Origin of the sequence: Cupriavidus sp. UBA2010 (genome assembly GCF_002335265.1) — a bacterium.
Lineage (GTDB): Bacteria > Pseudomonadota > Gammaproteobacteria > Burkholderiales > Burkholderiaceae > Cupriavidus > Cupriavidus metallidurans.
Genome location: NZ_DDCI01000003.1, coordinates 97,327 through 113,000, shown reverse-complemented (window position 1 = coordinate 113,000; position 15,674 = coordinate 97,327). Strand labels below are relative to the sequence as shown.

Annotated in this window: 14 protein-coding genes; 1 reads left to right on the top strand and 13 read right to left on the bottom strand. The window is 64.3% G+C overall.

Annotated features, from left to right (window positions below; genetic code table 11):
- Positions 1-50: 50 nt before the first annotated feature.
- Together ftsH and B2246_RS00980 are read right to left on the bottom strand one after the other, a co-directional pair.
- The gene (gene ftsH / locus B2246_RS00985; RefSeq protein WP_008641654.1) at positions 51-1,952 is read right to left on the bottom strand and encodes an ATP-dependent zinc metalloprotease FtsH; all 1,902 of its coding nucleotides are present in this window, start codon (positions 1,950-1,952) and stop codon (positions 51-53) included.
- 201 nt (positions 1,953-2,153) lie between these two features.
- Positions 2,154-2,819 carry an RlmE family RNA methyltransferase gene (locus B2246_RS00980; RefSeq protein ID WP_008641653.1) on the bottom strand — a complete coding sequence of 222 codons (666 nt, stop codon included), beginning with the start codon at positions 2,817-2,819 and terminating at the stop codon, positions 2,154-2,156.
- A 156-nt stretch (positions 2,820-2,975) separates the two neighbouring features.
- Between B2246_RS00980 and B2246_RS00975 the strand changes: the two genes are divergently transcribed.
- Complete coding sequence (locus tag B2246_RS00975) at positions 2,976-3,485, top strand: YhbY family RNA-binding protein (RefSeq protein WP_286881328.1); 510 nt, start codon at positions 2,976-2,978, stop codon at positions 3,483-3,485.
- A 65-nt stretch (positions 3,486-3,550) separates the two neighbouring features.
- On the opposite strand, the gene B2246_RS00970 is transcribed toward B2246_RS00975, so the two are convergent.
- The 11 genes from B2246_RS00970 to B2246_RS00920 form a co-directional block, all read right to left on the bottom strand.
- Positions 3,551-4,042 (bottom strand): DUF4149 domain-containing protein, encoded by a 492-nt coding sequence (locus tag B2246_RS00970; protein ID WP_017513923.1) that lies wholly within the window; start codon positions 4,040-4,042, stop codon positions 3,551-3,553.
- A gap of 15 nt (positions 4,043-4,057) precedes the next feature.
- A complete protein-coding gene (greA, locus tag B2246_RS00965) occupies positions 4,058-4,534 on the bottom strand; it encodes a transcription elongation factor GreA (RefSeq protein WP_008641647.1) in 477 nt (158 codons plus the stop codon).
- 237 nt (positions 4,535-4,771) lie between these two features.
- On the bottom strand, positions 4,772-8,020 hold the full coding sequence (gene carB / locus B2246_RS00960) for a carbamoyl-phosphate synthase large subunit (RefSeq protein WP_008641645.1): 3,249 nt from the start codon (positions 8,018-8,020) through the stop codon (positions 4,772-4,774).
- 70 nt (positions 8,021-8,090) lie between these two features.
- The gene (leuE, locus tag B2246_RS00955; RefSeq protein WP_008641643.1) at positions 8,091-8,762 is read right to left on the bottom strand and encodes a leucine efflux protein LeuE; all 672 of its coding nucleotides are present in this window, start codon (positions 8,760-8,762) and stop codon (positions 8,091-8,093) included.
- 34 nt (positions 8,763-8,796) lie between these two features.
- Positions 8,797-9,945 (bottom strand): glutamine-hydrolyzing carbamoyl-phosphate synthase small subunit, encoded by a 1,149-nt coding sequence (carA, locus tag B2246_RS00950; protein WP_011516902.1) that lies wholly within the window; start codon positions 9,943-9,945, stop codon positions 8,797-8,799.
- A gap of 320 nt (positions 9,946-10,265) precedes the next feature.
- The gene (locus B2246_RS00945; RefSeq protein WP_008641641.1) at positions 10,266-10,679 is read right to left on the bottom strand and encodes a RidA family protein; all 414 of its coding nucleotides are present in this window, start codon (positions 10,677-10,679) and stop codon (positions 10,266-10,268) included.
- 35 nt (positions 10,680-10,714) lie between these two features.
- Entirely contained in the window at positions 10,715-11,134 is a 420-nt protein-coding gene (locus tag B2246_RS00940) for an acyl-CoA thioesterase (RefSeq protein ID WP_008641640.1), read from the bottom strand.
- A 2-nt stretch (positions 11,135-11,136) separates the two neighbouring features.
- Positions 11,137-12,798 carry an AMP-binding protein gene (locus B2246_RS00935; protein WP_286881329.1) on the bottom strand — a complete coding sequence of 554 codons (1,662 nt, stop codon included), beginning with the start codon at positions 12,796-12,798 and terminating at the stop codon, positions 11,137-11,139.
- A gap of 21 nt (positions 12,799-12,819) precedes the next feature.
- On the bottom strand, positions 12,820-13,986 hold the full coding sequence (locus B2246_RS00930) for an acyl-CoA dehydrogenase family protein (protein WP_008641638.1): 1,167 nt from the start codon (positions 13,984-13,986) through the stop codon (positions 12,820-12,822).
- Between the two features lie 9 nt (positions 13,987-13,995).
- A complete protein-coding gene (locus B2246_RS00925; RefSeq protein WP_008641637.1) occupies positions 13,996-14,847 on the bottom strand; it encodes an enoyl-CoA hydratase family protein in 852 nt (283 codons plus the stop codon).
- 30 nt (positions 14,848-14,877) lie between these two features.
- Positions 14,878-15,672: an SDR family NAD(P)-dependent oxidoreductase gene (locus tag B2246_RS00920; protein ID WP_286881330.1), complete on the bottom strand. Its 795-nt coding sequence runs from the start codon at positions 15,670-15,672 to the stop codon at positions 14,878-14,880.
- Positions 15,673-15,674: the final 2 nt, after the last annotated feature.

Genomic DNA, 15,674 nt, shown 5'->3' with positions numbered 1-15,674 from the left:
ACCAGCCCTTGCGAGCTGGTCTCTGCGTATCACCTCATGTCACATCCGTATCAAACCGTTTCGTCGGCACGTGCCGTTGCGGGTGCATTGGTCGGTGCCACCGGGGAACCGCCGGGAGGCGTGTTGCCACCGCTGTTCGGACCCTGCGCGCCACGCGGCGGACGCGGCGGACGGCCCGCCATGATGTCGTTCACCTGTTCGGCGTCGATCGTTTCCCACTCCATCAGCGCGTTGGTCATCGCTTCGACCTTGTCGCGGTTCTCTTCGAGCAAGCGCTTGGCCAGCGCGTATTGATCGTCGATGATGCGGCGGATCTCTGCGTCAACCTTCTGCTGCGTCGCTTCGGACACGGTCTTCGACGACAGCTTGCCGAACATGCCGTCCTGCTCTGTGTCCACGTAGACCATCGCGCCGAGCGAATCGCTCATGCCAAAGCGGGTCACCATATCGCGGGCGATCTTGGTGGCACGCTCGAAGTCGTTCGAAGCACCGGTGCTCATGGCGTTGAGGAACACCTCTTCGGCAGCGCGGCCGCCGAACAGGATGGCAATTTCCTCGAGCATGTTGTCCTTGTACTTCGAGTACTTGTCATGCTCCGGCAACTGCCAGGTCACGCCCAGCGCCCAACCGCGCGGCATGATCGTGACCTTGTGGACCGGATCGGCCTTCGGCAGCAGCTTGGCAACCACGGCATGGCCAGACTCGTGGTAAGCCGTGGCCTTGCGCTCTTCCTCGCGCATGACCGTCGACTTGCGCTCCGGGCCCATGTAAATCTTGTCCTTGGCGTCCTCGAAGTCCTGCATGTCCACCACGCGCTTGCTGCGGCGGGCGGCAAACAGCGCAGCCTCGTTGACCAGGTTGGCCAAGTCCGCACCCGAGAAGCCAGGCGTACCACGAGCGATGATCGATGCGTCCACGTCGTTGCCGATCGGCACCTTGCGCATATGGACCTTCAGGATCTGCTCGCGGCCGCGGATGTCCGGCAGGCCCACATAGACCTGACGGTCGAAACGGCCCGGACGCAGCAGCGCCTTGTCCAGCACGTCGGCACGGTTGGTCGCGGCGATCACGATCACGCCAGAGTTGGCCTCGAAGCCATCCATCTCGACCAGCATCTGGTTCAGGGTCTGCTCGCGCTCGTCGTTACCGCCGCCCATGCCGGCGCCACGATGGCGACCGACCGCGTCGATTTCGTCGATGAACACGATGCAGGGGGCCTGCTTCTTGGCGTTCTCGAACATGTCGCGCACACGGGCTGCACCCACGCCGACGAACATTTCCACGAAGTCCGAACCCGAGATGCTGAAGAACGGCACCTTGGCCTCACCGGCGATAGCACGCGCCAGCAGCGTCTTGCCGGTACCCGGAGGCCCGACCAGCAGCACGCCGCGCGGAATACGTCCGCCCAGCTTCTGGAATTTCTGCGGGTCCTTCAGGAAGTCGACCAGTTCGACCACTTCCTCCTTCGACTCGTCGCAACCCGCGACGTCAGCGAAGGTAACGGCGTTCTGGTTCTCGTCGATCAGGCGCGCGCGGGATTTACCGAAGGAGAAGGCTCCGCCTTTCCCCCCGCCCTGCATCTGCCGCATCATGTAGAACCAGAAGACGATGATCAGGAGCGTCGGTCCGAGGTAGTACAGCGCCTGGACCAGCACGTTGGGCTCGTCGTCAGCCTTGCCGGTCACCTGGACACCGTACTTCATCAGGTCGCCGACCATCCAGATATCGCCCGGCGAAATGATCGTGTACTTGGAGCCTTCCTTGGGCGAAACCACGAGGTTGCGGCCCTGCACGTCGACACGCGACACCTTGCCGTTCTTGGCGTCATCCATGAACTGCGAATAGGTGACACTGTCCTGGGCACGCGGTTTGTCGAACTGCTTGAAGACGGTGAACAATACCAGCGCGATTACGAGCCAGATTGCCGCCTTTTGAAACAGGTTGTTATTCAAGGCCGAACTCCTTTCCAATTGCCTTGCCAACGGGTAGCTGCATTGCATTGTAATGCAGCCCCCGCCCCCGCAGGGAAATCTGAATCTATGGACCTGATAGTGCCTGATACGGCCCATTCAGGGCAAGTCGCGCACCGCCCGGGCGTACCCCGCCCCCTTTTGGGAGCACTGGGAGCGCCTGCGGCATGTTTTGGGCCCGCGTCAGTCCATCGACTTCAGGTAGCGCCCAAGAATAAATGTTTCCGAAGACTTGTCACGCGACGCCTTGGGCTTGCGGCTCGCGACGACCTTGAACTGCCGCTTGAACTTTTCCACGATCTGGCTGTAGCCCGAGCCGTGAAAGCACTTGACCAGCAAGGAACCTTCCGGCTTCAGGTGGGCCTGGGCAAAGTCCAGCGCCAGATCGCACAGATACTCGATCCGCGCGGCATCGGCCGAGGCCACGCCAGACAAGTTGGGGGCCATATCGGAGATAACAAGGTCGATGCGGGAGCCACCAGACGCATCGAGCACCACCTGCTCGAGCTGACGGAATACCTCTTCCTCCCGGAAATCGCCCTGGATAAAGGTCACGTCGGCCACCGGCTCCATCGGCAGGATGTCGATCGCCACCACGGCGCCGTCGATCCGGCCGTCTTTCGCGCGGGGTGAAGCGGCCAGTTTGTTCCGGGCGTACTGGCTCCAGCTGCCCGGCGCGGCGCCCAGATCCACGATGACCTGGCCTGGCTGGATCAACTTGTCCTGATCGTCGATCTCCTTGAGCTTGTAGGCCGCGCGGGCGCGATAGCCCTCGCGCTGGGCCATCTTCACGTACGGATCGTTGATGTGGTCGTGCAGCCACGACTGATTGAATTTGTTCTTGGCCATTGATGAGACTTGCCTACTTGCTACTTACCGGTTTGGCGGGATTGGCACCGCAAGTCGAACGACCGTGCGGAGCTTTTTCTCCCGATTTGGAGATCTTTACCGCCTGCCGGCGATATTTTGGCGGATAATACGCGCCAAATCGCTATTTGCCCTCTCATGCCAGCCCTACAACTGATTTCCGCCCAACGCTCCGACCTGCGCTCGCGCGCCCACAGCCTCAATCCCGTGGTCATGATCGGTGCGGAAGGCCTGACCCGTGCGGTCCTGGCCGAGATCGACCGGAGCCTGGCGGCTCACGATCTGATCAAGATTCGCGTCCTCGGTGACGAACGCGACGCACGCATTGCCATTTACGACGCCATTTGTGACGAACTCAGCGCCGCGCCGATCCAGCACATCGGCAAGTTGCTCGTGATCTGGCGTCCGGGCCCCGCCCTCCTGAAGGAAAACCTGCCGGAGGAACTGGGAGCCGCCGCGCGTCGCCGTGCTACTGGCACAGGCGCTGCGCCACGTACCGTCGTGGTCCGCAAGCCGAGCACTTCCGGTCAACGCCGCCCCAAGAGCACGGCAGTCACCGTACTGGGCAACGAACGTGTGACCCAGGGTGGTAACGTCAAGCGTTCCCGCGCCCGTCCGGCCAGCCAGAAGAAGAAAGCACTGGGTTGACCAGTGGCCGAATCGGCCAGTTCCACCAAAAAGGCGGCCGAGGCCGCCTTTTTTCACACTTCTGCTCAGCGTGGCGCGCTAGCTCGCCACACCAGCACCAGTGCCAGCACACTCTGAACCAGATAGATCACGCTGGACACCCCGTGCAACATGCCGAATTCGGCCTTATAGGGTGATTCGGACACGCCCAGATTCAGCGCCTGAGCCTTGACCTTGAGTCCTTCCATGAACGGCTGCACACCGAAATAGCCGGCCAGCACGCATACCAGCATGGCCAGGACGATCCAGCGCAACGAGCGATAACGCTCGGCGCCACGGCGGATCAGCACATTGCAGAGCACGAGCTGAAGCACGCCCACGGTCATGCCGAGGATCGCCTCGTAGCGGAACAGATGCCCGGCGATCATCCCGGCCGTTTCGCGGCTCGGCAGCACCGAGAACAGCGTCGGCGCCACCAGATAGCCGATCGTCCACAGGCTGCCGGCCCAGATCACGGTCAGCAGCAGAAACAGACGATGCGGCAACGGCGGCAGATTCGAGTAAGACGAGGAGAACACGCCTGTCCCGCGCCGTCAGATGTAGCGAACCGTGATGACTTCGTACTCGCGCTCGCCGCCCGGGGCCAGCACGACTGCTACGTCGCCTTCGAACTTGCCGATCAGTGCGCGTGCGATCGGCGAGCTCACGGAGATCTTGCCGGTATCGAGATCCGCCTCGTCGTCACCGACGATCTGATAGCTCACAGGGCTGCCAGATTCCAGGTCTTCCAGATCCACGGTGGCGCCAAAAACGATGCGGCCGTCCGTGTCCAGCTGGGTCGGATCGATCACCTGGGCGGCCGAAAGCTTCGCTTCCACTTCCTGGATGCGGCCTTCGATGAACGCCTGCTTTTCCTTGGCGGCGTCGTATTCGGCATTTTCCGACAGGTCGCCCTGGGCACGCGCCTCGGAGATGGCGTTGATCACCGCAGGACGCTCGACGGCCTTGAGGCGCTGCAGCTCTTCCTTCAGGAGTTCGGCGCCACGCTTGGTAATCGGAATGGTGCTCATTGTCTTGTTCAACAAAAAAATGAGCCGCAGCGGAGCTGGAACCATGCGCCGGCAGTCACCTGCCAGGCAGCACTTCCGCTCAACCGCGGCTTTCAGATGGGATCACACAGCGGCCAGCAAGGCCGGTGCAATCGGCGAATTCGACGTAGTGTAGGCCAGAACCGCCGCCGGTATCAACCCGACGGACGGACTACTGCGGTACGGGGTCACATTCCCCGCACCGCAGCATCAGGCATGTCAGGCCAGCTGCTTGTGCAGGCCCTGCAGGTCGTAGACCTCCAGGTTCTGCATGTGCTTGAGGCCTTCCACCGCGGCGTTGGCGCCGGCGATGGTGGTGTAGTACGGAACGCGGGCGGCCAGCGCGGCGATACGGATCGAACGCGAATCGGCGATGGCCGTGCGCGTTTCGTCGACCGTCGTGAAGACCAGCGCCAGTTCACCGTTCTTGATCATGTCCACGATGTGCGGACGGCCGTCCTTCACCTTGTTGACAACCCGGACCGGGATGCCGGCGGCCTCGATGGCCGATGCCGTGCCACGTGTGGCGACGATCGGGTAACCGAGGTCGTGCAGCATGCGGGCCACGGTCACGGCGCGCGGCTTGTCGCTGTCCTTGACGGTGATCAGCACGGTGCCCTTCTCGGGCAGGCGCGAACCGGCGGCCAGCTGGCTCTTGAACAGCGCTTCGCCGAACACCTTGCCCACGCCCATCACTTCGCCGGTCGAACGCATTTCAGGTCCGAGGACCGGATCCACGCCCGGGAACTTGTTGAACGGGAACACAGCTTCCTTGACGCTGTAGTACGGCGGCACCACCTCTTCGCCGATACCTTGCGAATCAAGCGACTGGCCGGCCATGCAACGCGCGGCGATCTTGGCCAGCGACAGGCCGGTGGCCTTCGACACGTACGGCACGGTACGCGACGCGCGCGGGTTCACTTCCAGCACGTAGACGATGTCCTCGCCATTCCGCTGCTGGATCGCGAACTGCACGTTCATCAGACCCACCACGTTCAGCGCCTTGGCCATCGCGGCGGTCTGGCGCTTCAGTTCGTCGACGGTTGCCTGCGACAGCGAGTACGGCGGCAGCGAGCAGGCCGAGTCGCCCGAGTGGACGCCTGCCTGTTCGATGTGCTCCATCACGCCGCCGATGAACACGCGATTGCCGTCGCACAGGGCGTCGACGTCGCACTCGATGGCGTCGTTCAGGAATCGGTCCAGCAGCACCGGCGAGTCGTTCGACACCTTCACGGCCTCGCGCATGTAGCGCTCGAGGTCGCGCGGCTCGTGCACGATTTCCATCGCGCGGCCACCCAGCACGTACGACGGACGCACCACCAGCGGATAACCGATTTCCTCGGCCAGGCGCAGTGCCTCGTCTTCAGCGCGCGCGGTACGGTTCGGCGGTTGGCGCAGGCCCAGGTTCTGCAGCAGCTTCTGGAAGCGCTCGCGGTCTTCCGCGGCGTCGATCATGTCCGGGCTCGTACCGATGATGGGTACGCCGTTGGCTTCCAGATCCAGCGCCAGCTTCAGCGGGGTCTGGCCGCCGTACTGAACGATCACGCCGACCGGCTTTTCCTTGTCGACGATTTCCAGCACGTCTTCCAGCGTCAGCGGCTCGAAGTACAGGCGGTCCGAGGTGTCATAGTCGGTCGACACGGTTTCGGGGTTGCAGTTGACCATGATGGTCTCGTACCCGTCTTCGCGCAGCGCCAGCGCGGCGTGCACGCAGCAGTAGTCGAACTCGATACCCTGGCCGATCCGGTTCGGGCCACCGCCCAGCACCATGATCTTCTTGTTGCTGGTCGGGTCGGCTTCGCACTCGCCATGCTCGGCCTCGTAGGTGCCGTACATGTACGCGGTGTTCGTGGCGAACTCGGCCGCGCAGGTGTCCACGCGCTTGTAGACCGGGCGCACGTTCTGCGCCACGCGCGCCAGACGCACGGCCTTCGCGTCGGTCTTCAGCAGCTTGGCCAGGCGGCGATCCGAGAAGCCCTTCTGCTTCAGGTGACGCAGTTCGGCGGTCGACAGGCTTTCCAGCGTGCGATTACGCACCAGGCCTTCGGTCTTCACGATGTCTTCGATCTGGGCCAGGAACCACGGATCGATATCGGTCTCGCTCTGCACTTCCTCCAGCGACATGCCGAGGCGGAATGCGTCGCCCACGTACCAGATACGGTCCGGGCCGGCTTCGCCGATTTCCTCGATCACTTCGTCGCGATCGGTCGACTTTTCGTCCAGGCCGTCCACGCCCACTTCCAGACCACGCAGTGCCTTCTGGAACGATTCCTGGAACGTACGGCCCATGGCCATCACCTCGCCCACCGACTTCATCTGGGTGGTCAGGTGGCTGTCTGCGGCCGGGAATTTTTCGAACGCGAAACGCGGCACCTTGGTGACCACGTAGTCGATCGACGGTTCGAACGAGGCCGGGGTCTGGCCGCCGGTGATTTCGTTCTTGAGTTCGTCGAGCGTGTAGCCGACGGCCAGCTTGGCGGCAACCTTCGCAATCGGGAAACCGGTGGCCTTCGAGGCCAGGGCCGACGAACGCGACACGCGCGGATTCATCTCGATCACGATCATCCGGCCATCCGTCGGATTGATCGAGAACTGCACGTTCGAGCCGCCGGTGTCCACGCCGATCTCGCGCAGCACGGCCAGCGAGGCGTTACGCAGGATCTGGTATTCCTTGTCGGTCAGCGTCTGGGCCGGGGCCACCGTGATCGAGTCACCGGTGTGGATGCCCATCGGGTCCAGGTTTTCGATCGAGCAGATGATGATGCAGTTGTCCGCCTTGTCGCGAACAACTTCCATCTCGTATTCCTTCCAGCCCAGCAGCGATTCCTCGATCAGCAGCTCGCGCGTCGGCGACAGGTCCAGGCCACGCTTGCAGATTTCCTCGAATTCTTCGCGGTTGTAGGCGATACCGCCGCCGGTGCCGCCCAGCGTGAACGACGGGCGGATCACGATCGGGTAGCCGGCGGTGCCGGTTTCCTGGGCGATGCGCGATTGCACGGCCACGGCCTCGTCCATCGAGTGGGCGATGCCGGACTTGGCCGAGCCGAGACCGATCTTGGTCATCGCGTCCTTGAACTTCTGGCGGTCCTCGGCCTTGTCGATGGCTTCCGGCGACGCGCCGATCAGCTCGACCTTGTACTTGTCCAGCACGCCGTGGCGGTGCAGGTCCAGCGCGCAGTTCAGTGCGGTCTGGCCACCCATGGTCGGCAGGATCGCGTCCGGGCGCTCCTTCTCGATGATGCGCTCGACCACTTCCCAGGTGATGGGTTCGATGTACGTCACGTCGGCCGTGTTCGGGTCCGTCATGATGGTCGCCGGGTTCGAGTTGACCAGGATGACCTTGAAGCCCTCTTCACGCAGCGCCTTGCAGGCCTGCGCGCCGGAGTAGTCGAATTCGCACGCCTGACCGATGATGATCGGGCCCGCGCCGATGATTAGGATGCTCTTGATATCTGTGCGCTTTGGCATTGCACGCTCTCTTTGTTGGCCGGCTCGCGCGGTTGGGCGCGGGCCGGGCCGGTAATCAGGTTGTAGGCCGTCAGCCCAGTGTGGCCGTGGCCAGCTTGGCGCCGAAGCCGATGAACATCGCCCCGACCCCGCTCGACATACCTGCGGACAGGCGTCGGCGGCGGCGGAACGCATCGGCCAGCCTTGCGCCCACGAAGATGATCGTGGTCAGGTAGGCGAAGCTGCAGATCTGGCAGACCAGGCCCAGCGCCACGAACGACAGCGCCGGAACGGCGAACTGCGGGTCCACGAACTGGATGAAGAACGAGATGAAGAACAGGATGGCCTTCGGGTTCAGCAGGCTGATGAACAGCGCCTTGCTGAACGGGTTCGACGCGCGATCCAGCGACGCCACCGCCTTCGTGGCGACATCGGCTTGCGCCGACCAGTTACGCACCGCGCCACGCAGCATCTGGAAGCCGATCCAGGCCAGGTAGGCCGCACCCACGTACTTGACCGCGTGGAACAGCCCCGGGCTGGCCTTCAGCAGCGATGCCACGCCAGCGGCCGACAGCACCATCAGGATCGCATCGCCGAGGAAAACGCCGCATGCCCCCTTGTAGCCGGCGCGCACACCGCGCTGCGCGGCCACCGACAGCACATACATCGAATTCGGCCCCGGCAGCAGCACGATGAAGATCGTGCCGAGCACAAAGGTCCAGAAATCAGTGATGCCGAGGTTGGCATGCATGAAGGCGTTCATGGGCGTTTCCCGTTCAGGCTCTCGTTTCTCGATCTCAGGCAGCGGCCTTGGCGCGGGCGTCCTGCATCAGCTTGGTGAAGCGGTCGAACAGGTACGCGATGTCGTGCGGACCGGGCGACGCTTCCGGGTGACCCTGGAAGCAGAAAGCCGGCTTGTCGGTCAGCGCGAAGCCTTGCAGCGTGCCGTCGAACAGAGACGTGTGCGTGACGCGGGCGTTGGCCGGCAGCGTCGATGCATCGACCGCGAAGCCGTGGTTCTGCGACGTAATCACCACACGGCCATCATCATGGTCCTTGACCGGATGGTTGGCGCCATGGTGACCCGTGCTCATCTTGAGCGTCTTGGCACCCACGGCCAGGGCCATGATCTGGTGGCCCAGGCAGATGCCGAAGGTCGGGATACCGCGGGCGATGAACTCGCGCGTGGCGGCGATCGCGTAGTCGCACGGCTCCGGGTCGCCAGGGCCGTTCGACAGGAAGATACCGTCCGGATTCAGCGCCAGGGCGTCGGCCGCGCTGGCTTGCGCCGGCAGCACGGTCACCTTGCAGCCGCGTTCGGCCAGCATGCGCAGGATGTTGAACTTGACGCCGAAGTCGAAGGCGACCACGTGGAACTGCGGCTTGTCCTGCTTGCCGTAGCCTTCGCCGAGCTTCCACTCGGTCTGGGTCCACTCATACGGCTCCTTGACGGAGACGACCTTGGCCAGGTCCATGCCTGCCAGGCCCGGGAACGAGCGTGCCAGGTCGATAGCCTTCTGGACATTGTCCTCACCAGCCAGGATGCATCCGTTCTGGGCGCCCTTCTCGCGCAGGATACGGGTCAGCTTGCGGGTGTCGATGCCCGCGATCGCCACGACCTTTTCCTGCTTCAGGTAGTGGGCGAGGGTATGTTCCTTGCGGAAGTTCGAGGCCAGAATCGGCAGATCTTTGATGATCAGGCCGGCGGCATGGACTTTCGTGGCTTCTACATCCTCAGGGTTGACGCCGTAATTGCCGATATGCGGATACGTCAGCGTGACGATCTGCCGGGAATAGCTCGGGTCGGTGAGGATTTCCTGATAACCGGTGATGGCGGTGTTGAACACCACTTCGCCGATCGTATGGCCGGAAGCGCCGATGGAATAGCCACGAAAGACCGTGCCGTCTGCAAGCGCGAGGATGGCGGACGGAAAAGACGGTAACACGGGTAGGCTCCTGCTGGATTCACCCCGTGACCGACCTGCTCAACGCCTCGTGCCCCGTGGGCGAGTCCTCAGCCATGTGCATGGCGAGACTCCCGGCGGAGGCTCTTTCGTCACTTCGCACAATGTCTGCGTGGTGCACGAAAAGCCCTCGCGAATATGGGGGCGGCGGAAGGTGGAATACGGTAGGCGCTAGGGTGAAGGGTTCTGAAAGCGAAACTTTCGAATTATATCCCGCCGCACCCAATTTCTCAAGTTTTCAAGGACTTGCGTTTGCCATGCCTGCCAGGCGGCCCGTCATTCACGACCGCCCGGCACGCCGGTCATGCCGCGGCGGGTACCACGGCGGTGACCTCGATTTCCACCTTCGCGCGTGGCTCGACGAGGTCCGCCACCTCTACCGCGGTCATCGCCGGAAAGTGGCGGCCGATGATGTCACGATAGTGCTGCCCGATCGCCTTGTAGGCACCCACGTACTCGGCCTTGTCCTTCACATACCAGGTCATGCGCGCGATGTGCTCGGGCCGCGCCCCGCCCTGCTCCAGCACGGCGACGATATTGCGCAATGCCTGCGCCACCTGCAGCCCGAAATCGTCGGTTTCGAACTCGCACTGGCCGTTCCAGCCGATCTGCCCGCCGACGAAGATCAGGCGGCTGCCCACCTGCATCTCGGCGAGCATGCCGTTGGCGTATCCCTTCGGAGGTGCCCAGTCGGGCGGCTGCAATGTCTTGAGCATGATGTCGATTCCAATCCAGAGTTCAGAGTTGTCCGTCAGGCCGCCAGGAAGCGTCCCATTGCATGACGTACAGGGTCAGGCAGGGCCTGCGCGGTCATCGTCCGTGTGTCGACGCAGACGAGCCGCTGAGAGATATGCATACGCGTGCCGCCGTCCGGCCCGGCCAGGCGGACCTCGACCGAGAAACTGCTTCGGCCGATATGGGACACGCGCAGTTCTCGTGTGAGCAGTTCGCCAAGCCGGCTTGGCGCCTCGAAGCGGCACTGCAGTTCGGCCGTCGGCACCCCCGCATGACCGGTCAGATGCATCGCATCGAACGGCCAGTCGAGCGCTTCGGCGAACCAGTCCTCGATAAAGTCGTTCAGCATCTCGAAATAGCGCGGGTAGAAAACGATGCCGGCGGTATCGCAATGCTTGAAACGCACACGCACCTGATTGGTGAACACGTCGTTCATGGCTACGCGCCCTCTGCCGCCATCTGCCGCAGGCGGAAGCGCTGCAGCTTGCCCGTCTCGGTACGCGGCAGCGCCGCCACGAACTCGATGCGACGCGGATACTTGTATGGGGCGATCTCGCGCTTGACATAGTCTTGCAGCGCCGCCCGCGTGGCGTCGGAGGGCTCCACACCGGGACGCAGTACCACATACGCCGTCACGACCTGGCCACGCTCCGCGTCCGGCGCGCCGACCACCCCGCATTCGGCCACCCACTCATGCCGCATCAGCGATCCCTCGACCTCGGGCCCAGCGATGTTGTACCCGGCCGAGATGATCATGTCGTCCGAACGCGCCTGATAGAAGTAGTAGCCATCGGCGTCGGCCATGAATGTGTCGCCGGGCAGATTCCACCCGTCGCGCACATATGCCTCCTGGCGCGGATCGTCCAGATAGCGGCAGCCCGTGGGCCCGCGCACCGCGAGCTTGCCTACCGTGCCCGGCGGCACCGGCTGCATGTTCTCGTCGACGATGCGGGCTTCGTACCCCGGTACCACGCGACCCACTGCGCCCGGGCGCACGTCGGCGCCAGCACTGGAAACGAAGATATGCATCATCTCCGTGCCGCCGAGGCCGTCGGTCATCTCGATGCCAGTGGCTGCCTTCCAGGCCTGCCGCGTGGCATCGGGCAGCGCCTCGCCGGCGGACACGCTCTTCTTCAGGCTCGACAGATCGAAGTTCTTTGCCTGCGCCGCCATCTGCCGATAGAACGTCGGCGCGGTGAAGACGATCGTCGCGCGATGGTCCTGGATCAGCTTGAGCAGCAGTTCCGGCGTAAGTTTTTCCGACAACGCGGTACTGGCGCCAATGCGCAGCGGGAAGCAGAGCATGCCGCCCAGCCCGAATGTGAATGCGATTGGCGGCGTGCCACAGAAGACGTCGTCCGGCGTGGGCTTGAGCACGTGGCGCGGGAACAGGTCGCACATCGCCAGCACATCGCGGTGGAAATGCATGGTGCCCTTGGGCTGCCCCGTGGTGCCACTCGTGAACGCGATCAGGCAGATGTCATCGGCGGCCGTGTCGCACGCGGTGAACGTGTCGGGCTTGCCCGCCATCGCGGTTTCGAGCGCATCGGCACCCTCGCCGTGGAAGTAGCGCACGCGTTCGAGCGTCGGACAAAAGTACTCGCCATCGGCACGCCGGTTCGCGTCCAGCTCGTCGCGCAGACGTGCATCGCAGAGTGCAGCCGTCACCTGCGCCTTGTCGATGATCTGCTTGAGCTCCTTGGCGCGCAGCAGCGGCATCGTCGGCACGGCGATCAGTCCTGCCTTGAGCGTGGCAAGCCAGCTCGCCGCCATCATCAGGTTGTTCGGGCCGCGCAGCAGCACGCGATTGCCCGGCACCAGCCCCATGTCCTCGACCAGCACATGCGCGATGCGATCCACAAGCGCCGCCAGCTCGGCATAGGTCACGGTCTCGATACGGCCCGCGCGCTCATGGCGCACCGCCACGCGGCCACCGTTGCCGGCCGCCACATGTCGGTCCACAAGCTCCACTGCCGCGTTGAGGCGATCGGGGTAGCGCGTGTCGTCATTGAAGTGGAACATCGGCCACGTCTGCGGCGGCGGCAACCTGTCCCGTGCGAAGGTATCAACATGAGCGGTGGCTGGTTGGGGGGCGGCCATACTTGTCTCCTGTCTCGTGTTCTATCGGGCTGCCAGCGTCTCGCGCGCAATGATCAGCTTCTGCACTTCGGTGGCGCCTTCGTAGATCCGCAGCGAGCGAATCTCGCGATAGAGACTTTCCACTCGCGTGCCAACCTTGACGCCCAGGCCGCCGAACATCTGCACGGCCCGGTCGATGACTTGCTGCGCGTTCTCGGTGGCGACCATCTTGGCCATCGCCGCCTCGCGCGTCGTGCGTTGCTGCCTCACGTCGCGCAGCCAGGCGGCACGATAGGTCAGCAGCGCGGCGGCATCGATGGCCGTAGCCATGTCACCGATCGCCGCCTGCGTGAGTTGCAGATCCGCCAGCACGCCGCCGAACATCGGGCGCGACGTGGCGCGTGCCAGCGCATCGTCCAGCGCCGCGCGGCCGAAGCCAAGCGCGGCGGCGGCCACCGAGGCCCGGAAGATGTCGAGTGTCATCATCGCCACCTTGAAGCCCTGCCCCGGCTCGCCCAGACGGTTGCCAACGGGTACGCGGCAGTCATCGAAACGCAGCGTTGCCAGAGGATGGGGCGCGATCACGTCGATGCGCTCCGCGATGGACAGGCCCGGTGTATTGGCGTCCACCACGAACGCGGTGATGCCACGCGCGCCGGCTGCCTCCCCGGTACGTGCGAACACGCAATAGAAGTCGGCGATGCCGCCGTTCGATATCCACGTCTTGGCGCCGTTCAGCACGTAGTGCGTGCCGTCATCGGACAGCTTCGCGCTGCATTGCATCGCCGCCACGTCGGAACCTGCCTCGGGCTCGGACAGCGCGAATGCCGCAATGGCCTCGCCCTTCGCCACGCGCAGCAGATAGCGCTCGCGTACCGCGTCGCTGCCGGCCAGCGTGATCGCGCCCGAGCCAAGGCCCTGCATCGCGAAGGCAAAATCAGCCAGGCCGTCGTGGCGCGCCAGTGTCTCGCGCAGCAGGCAAAGCGCGCGCGAATCGAGCGCGGGCAGCGCGCCGCCGAACGCCGCCGGTACGCAGTAGCGGAGCCATCCCGCCTGCCCAAGCTGGCGCACCAGCGTGCGGCACGCCGCGTCGGCGTCGTGGTGATCGACGTCGCGCAGGTTCTCGCCGCACCAGGCATCCAGATCGCGCTCGAGCGAACGGTGCGCATCGTCGAAGAACGGTAGTTCGAGGTAGGTCTTGTCGCTCATGTCAGCCCCTCAATCGCCTTCGAACACCGGTTTCTGCTTCGCGACGAACGCGTCATAGGCCCGCCGGAAGTCTCGCGTCTGCATGCAGATCGCCTGGGCCTCCGCCTCGGCCTCGATCGCTTCGTCGAGCCCCATATTCCACTCCTGATGGAGCAGCTTCTTGGTAACGCCATGCGCGAACGTCGGACCCGCGGCGATCTGCGTGGCCAGCGACTGCGCCTCGGCCAGCAGCGCGTCGGAAGCGTGCAGCGCATTGAAGAAGCCCCATTGCAGCCCTTCCTCGGCGCTCATCGAGCGGCCGGTGTAAAGCAGTTCGCTCGCTCGTCCCTGTCCGATCACGCGAGGCAGCAGCGAACAGGCGCCCATATCGGCGCCAGCCAGACCAACGCGCACGAACAGGAACGCGGTCTTCGCCAGCGCGGTACCCAGACGCATGTCGGAGGCCAGCGCGATCATCGCGCCGGCGCCAGCGCAGATGCCGTCGATCGCGCTGATGATCGGTTGCGGGCAGGCGCGCATGGCCTTGATCAGGTCGCCGGTCATGCGCGTGAAGTCGAGCAGCTCCGGCATGGTCATGCGCGTCAGCGGGCCAATGATCTCGTGTACATCGCCGCCAGAGCAGAAATTCCCGCCCGCGCCGGTCACCACCACGGTCTTGATGTCGGTGGCGTAGCACAGACTACGGAACAGGTCACGCAGCTCGGCGTAGGAATCGAACGTCAGCGGATTCTTGCGCTCCGGCCGGTTCAGAGTGATCGTGCCGACCTTGCCGTCCGCCGAGACGGACCACAGGAAATGCTTCGGTTGATAGTCCGCAAAGGCGCGCTTGTGGTGGCGCATGTCCAGTGCAATATCGCTCATGTGTTGTCTCACTCCACTCTGTTTGATCGTTCAGCCCGCCATCACCTCGCCGCCGGCCACCGGCACGGCTTGCCCCGTGATCGCGGACGCCGAGGGCTGGCACAGCCAGGCCACCGCGTCAGCCACTTCATCGGGCCGTACCAGGCGCCGCTGTGGGTTACGCGCGGCCAGTTCCGCGCGCGCCTGCTCTTCCGAGCGCCCCGTCTTGCCGACGATATTGGCCACCGCGTCGCGCACGATGTCGGTTTCGGTATAGCCCGGGCACACCGCATTGACCGTCACGCCCTTGGTCGCCAGTTCCAGCGCCAGAGAGCGGGTCAGGCCAATCACGCCGTGCTTCGCCGCGCAATAGGCGCTGACGTAGCCGTACCCGATCAGGCCGGCCGTGCTGGCGACATTCACGATGCGCCCCCAGCCTGCCTCGAGCATCGCCGGCAGCGCCGCCTGCGTGCAGAGAAAGGTGCCGGTCAGGTTGACCTCCAGCATCCGCTGCCAGAGCGCGAGATCGGTCTTGCCGAACGGCGCGCTGTGCGCCTGACCGGCGTTGTTGACCAGCAGCGTGATCGGCCCGCGTGCTTCAGTGGCACCGGCAAAGGCTCCGCTCACCCAATCGGCATCCGTGATGTCCGCGCTGACCGCGCCCAGCGCCGCGCCTTCGGTCACGCACGATTGCAGCGCGTGAACGGTCGCATCAAGCGCTGCCTGCTCGCGACCCAGCAGCGTGACGCTGGCGCCATCGGCCAGCAGCCGGCGCGCGATGGCGGCACCGATGCCACGCCCACCGCCAGTCACCAGAGCGTGACGCCCTTGCAATGCATTGCCCATGA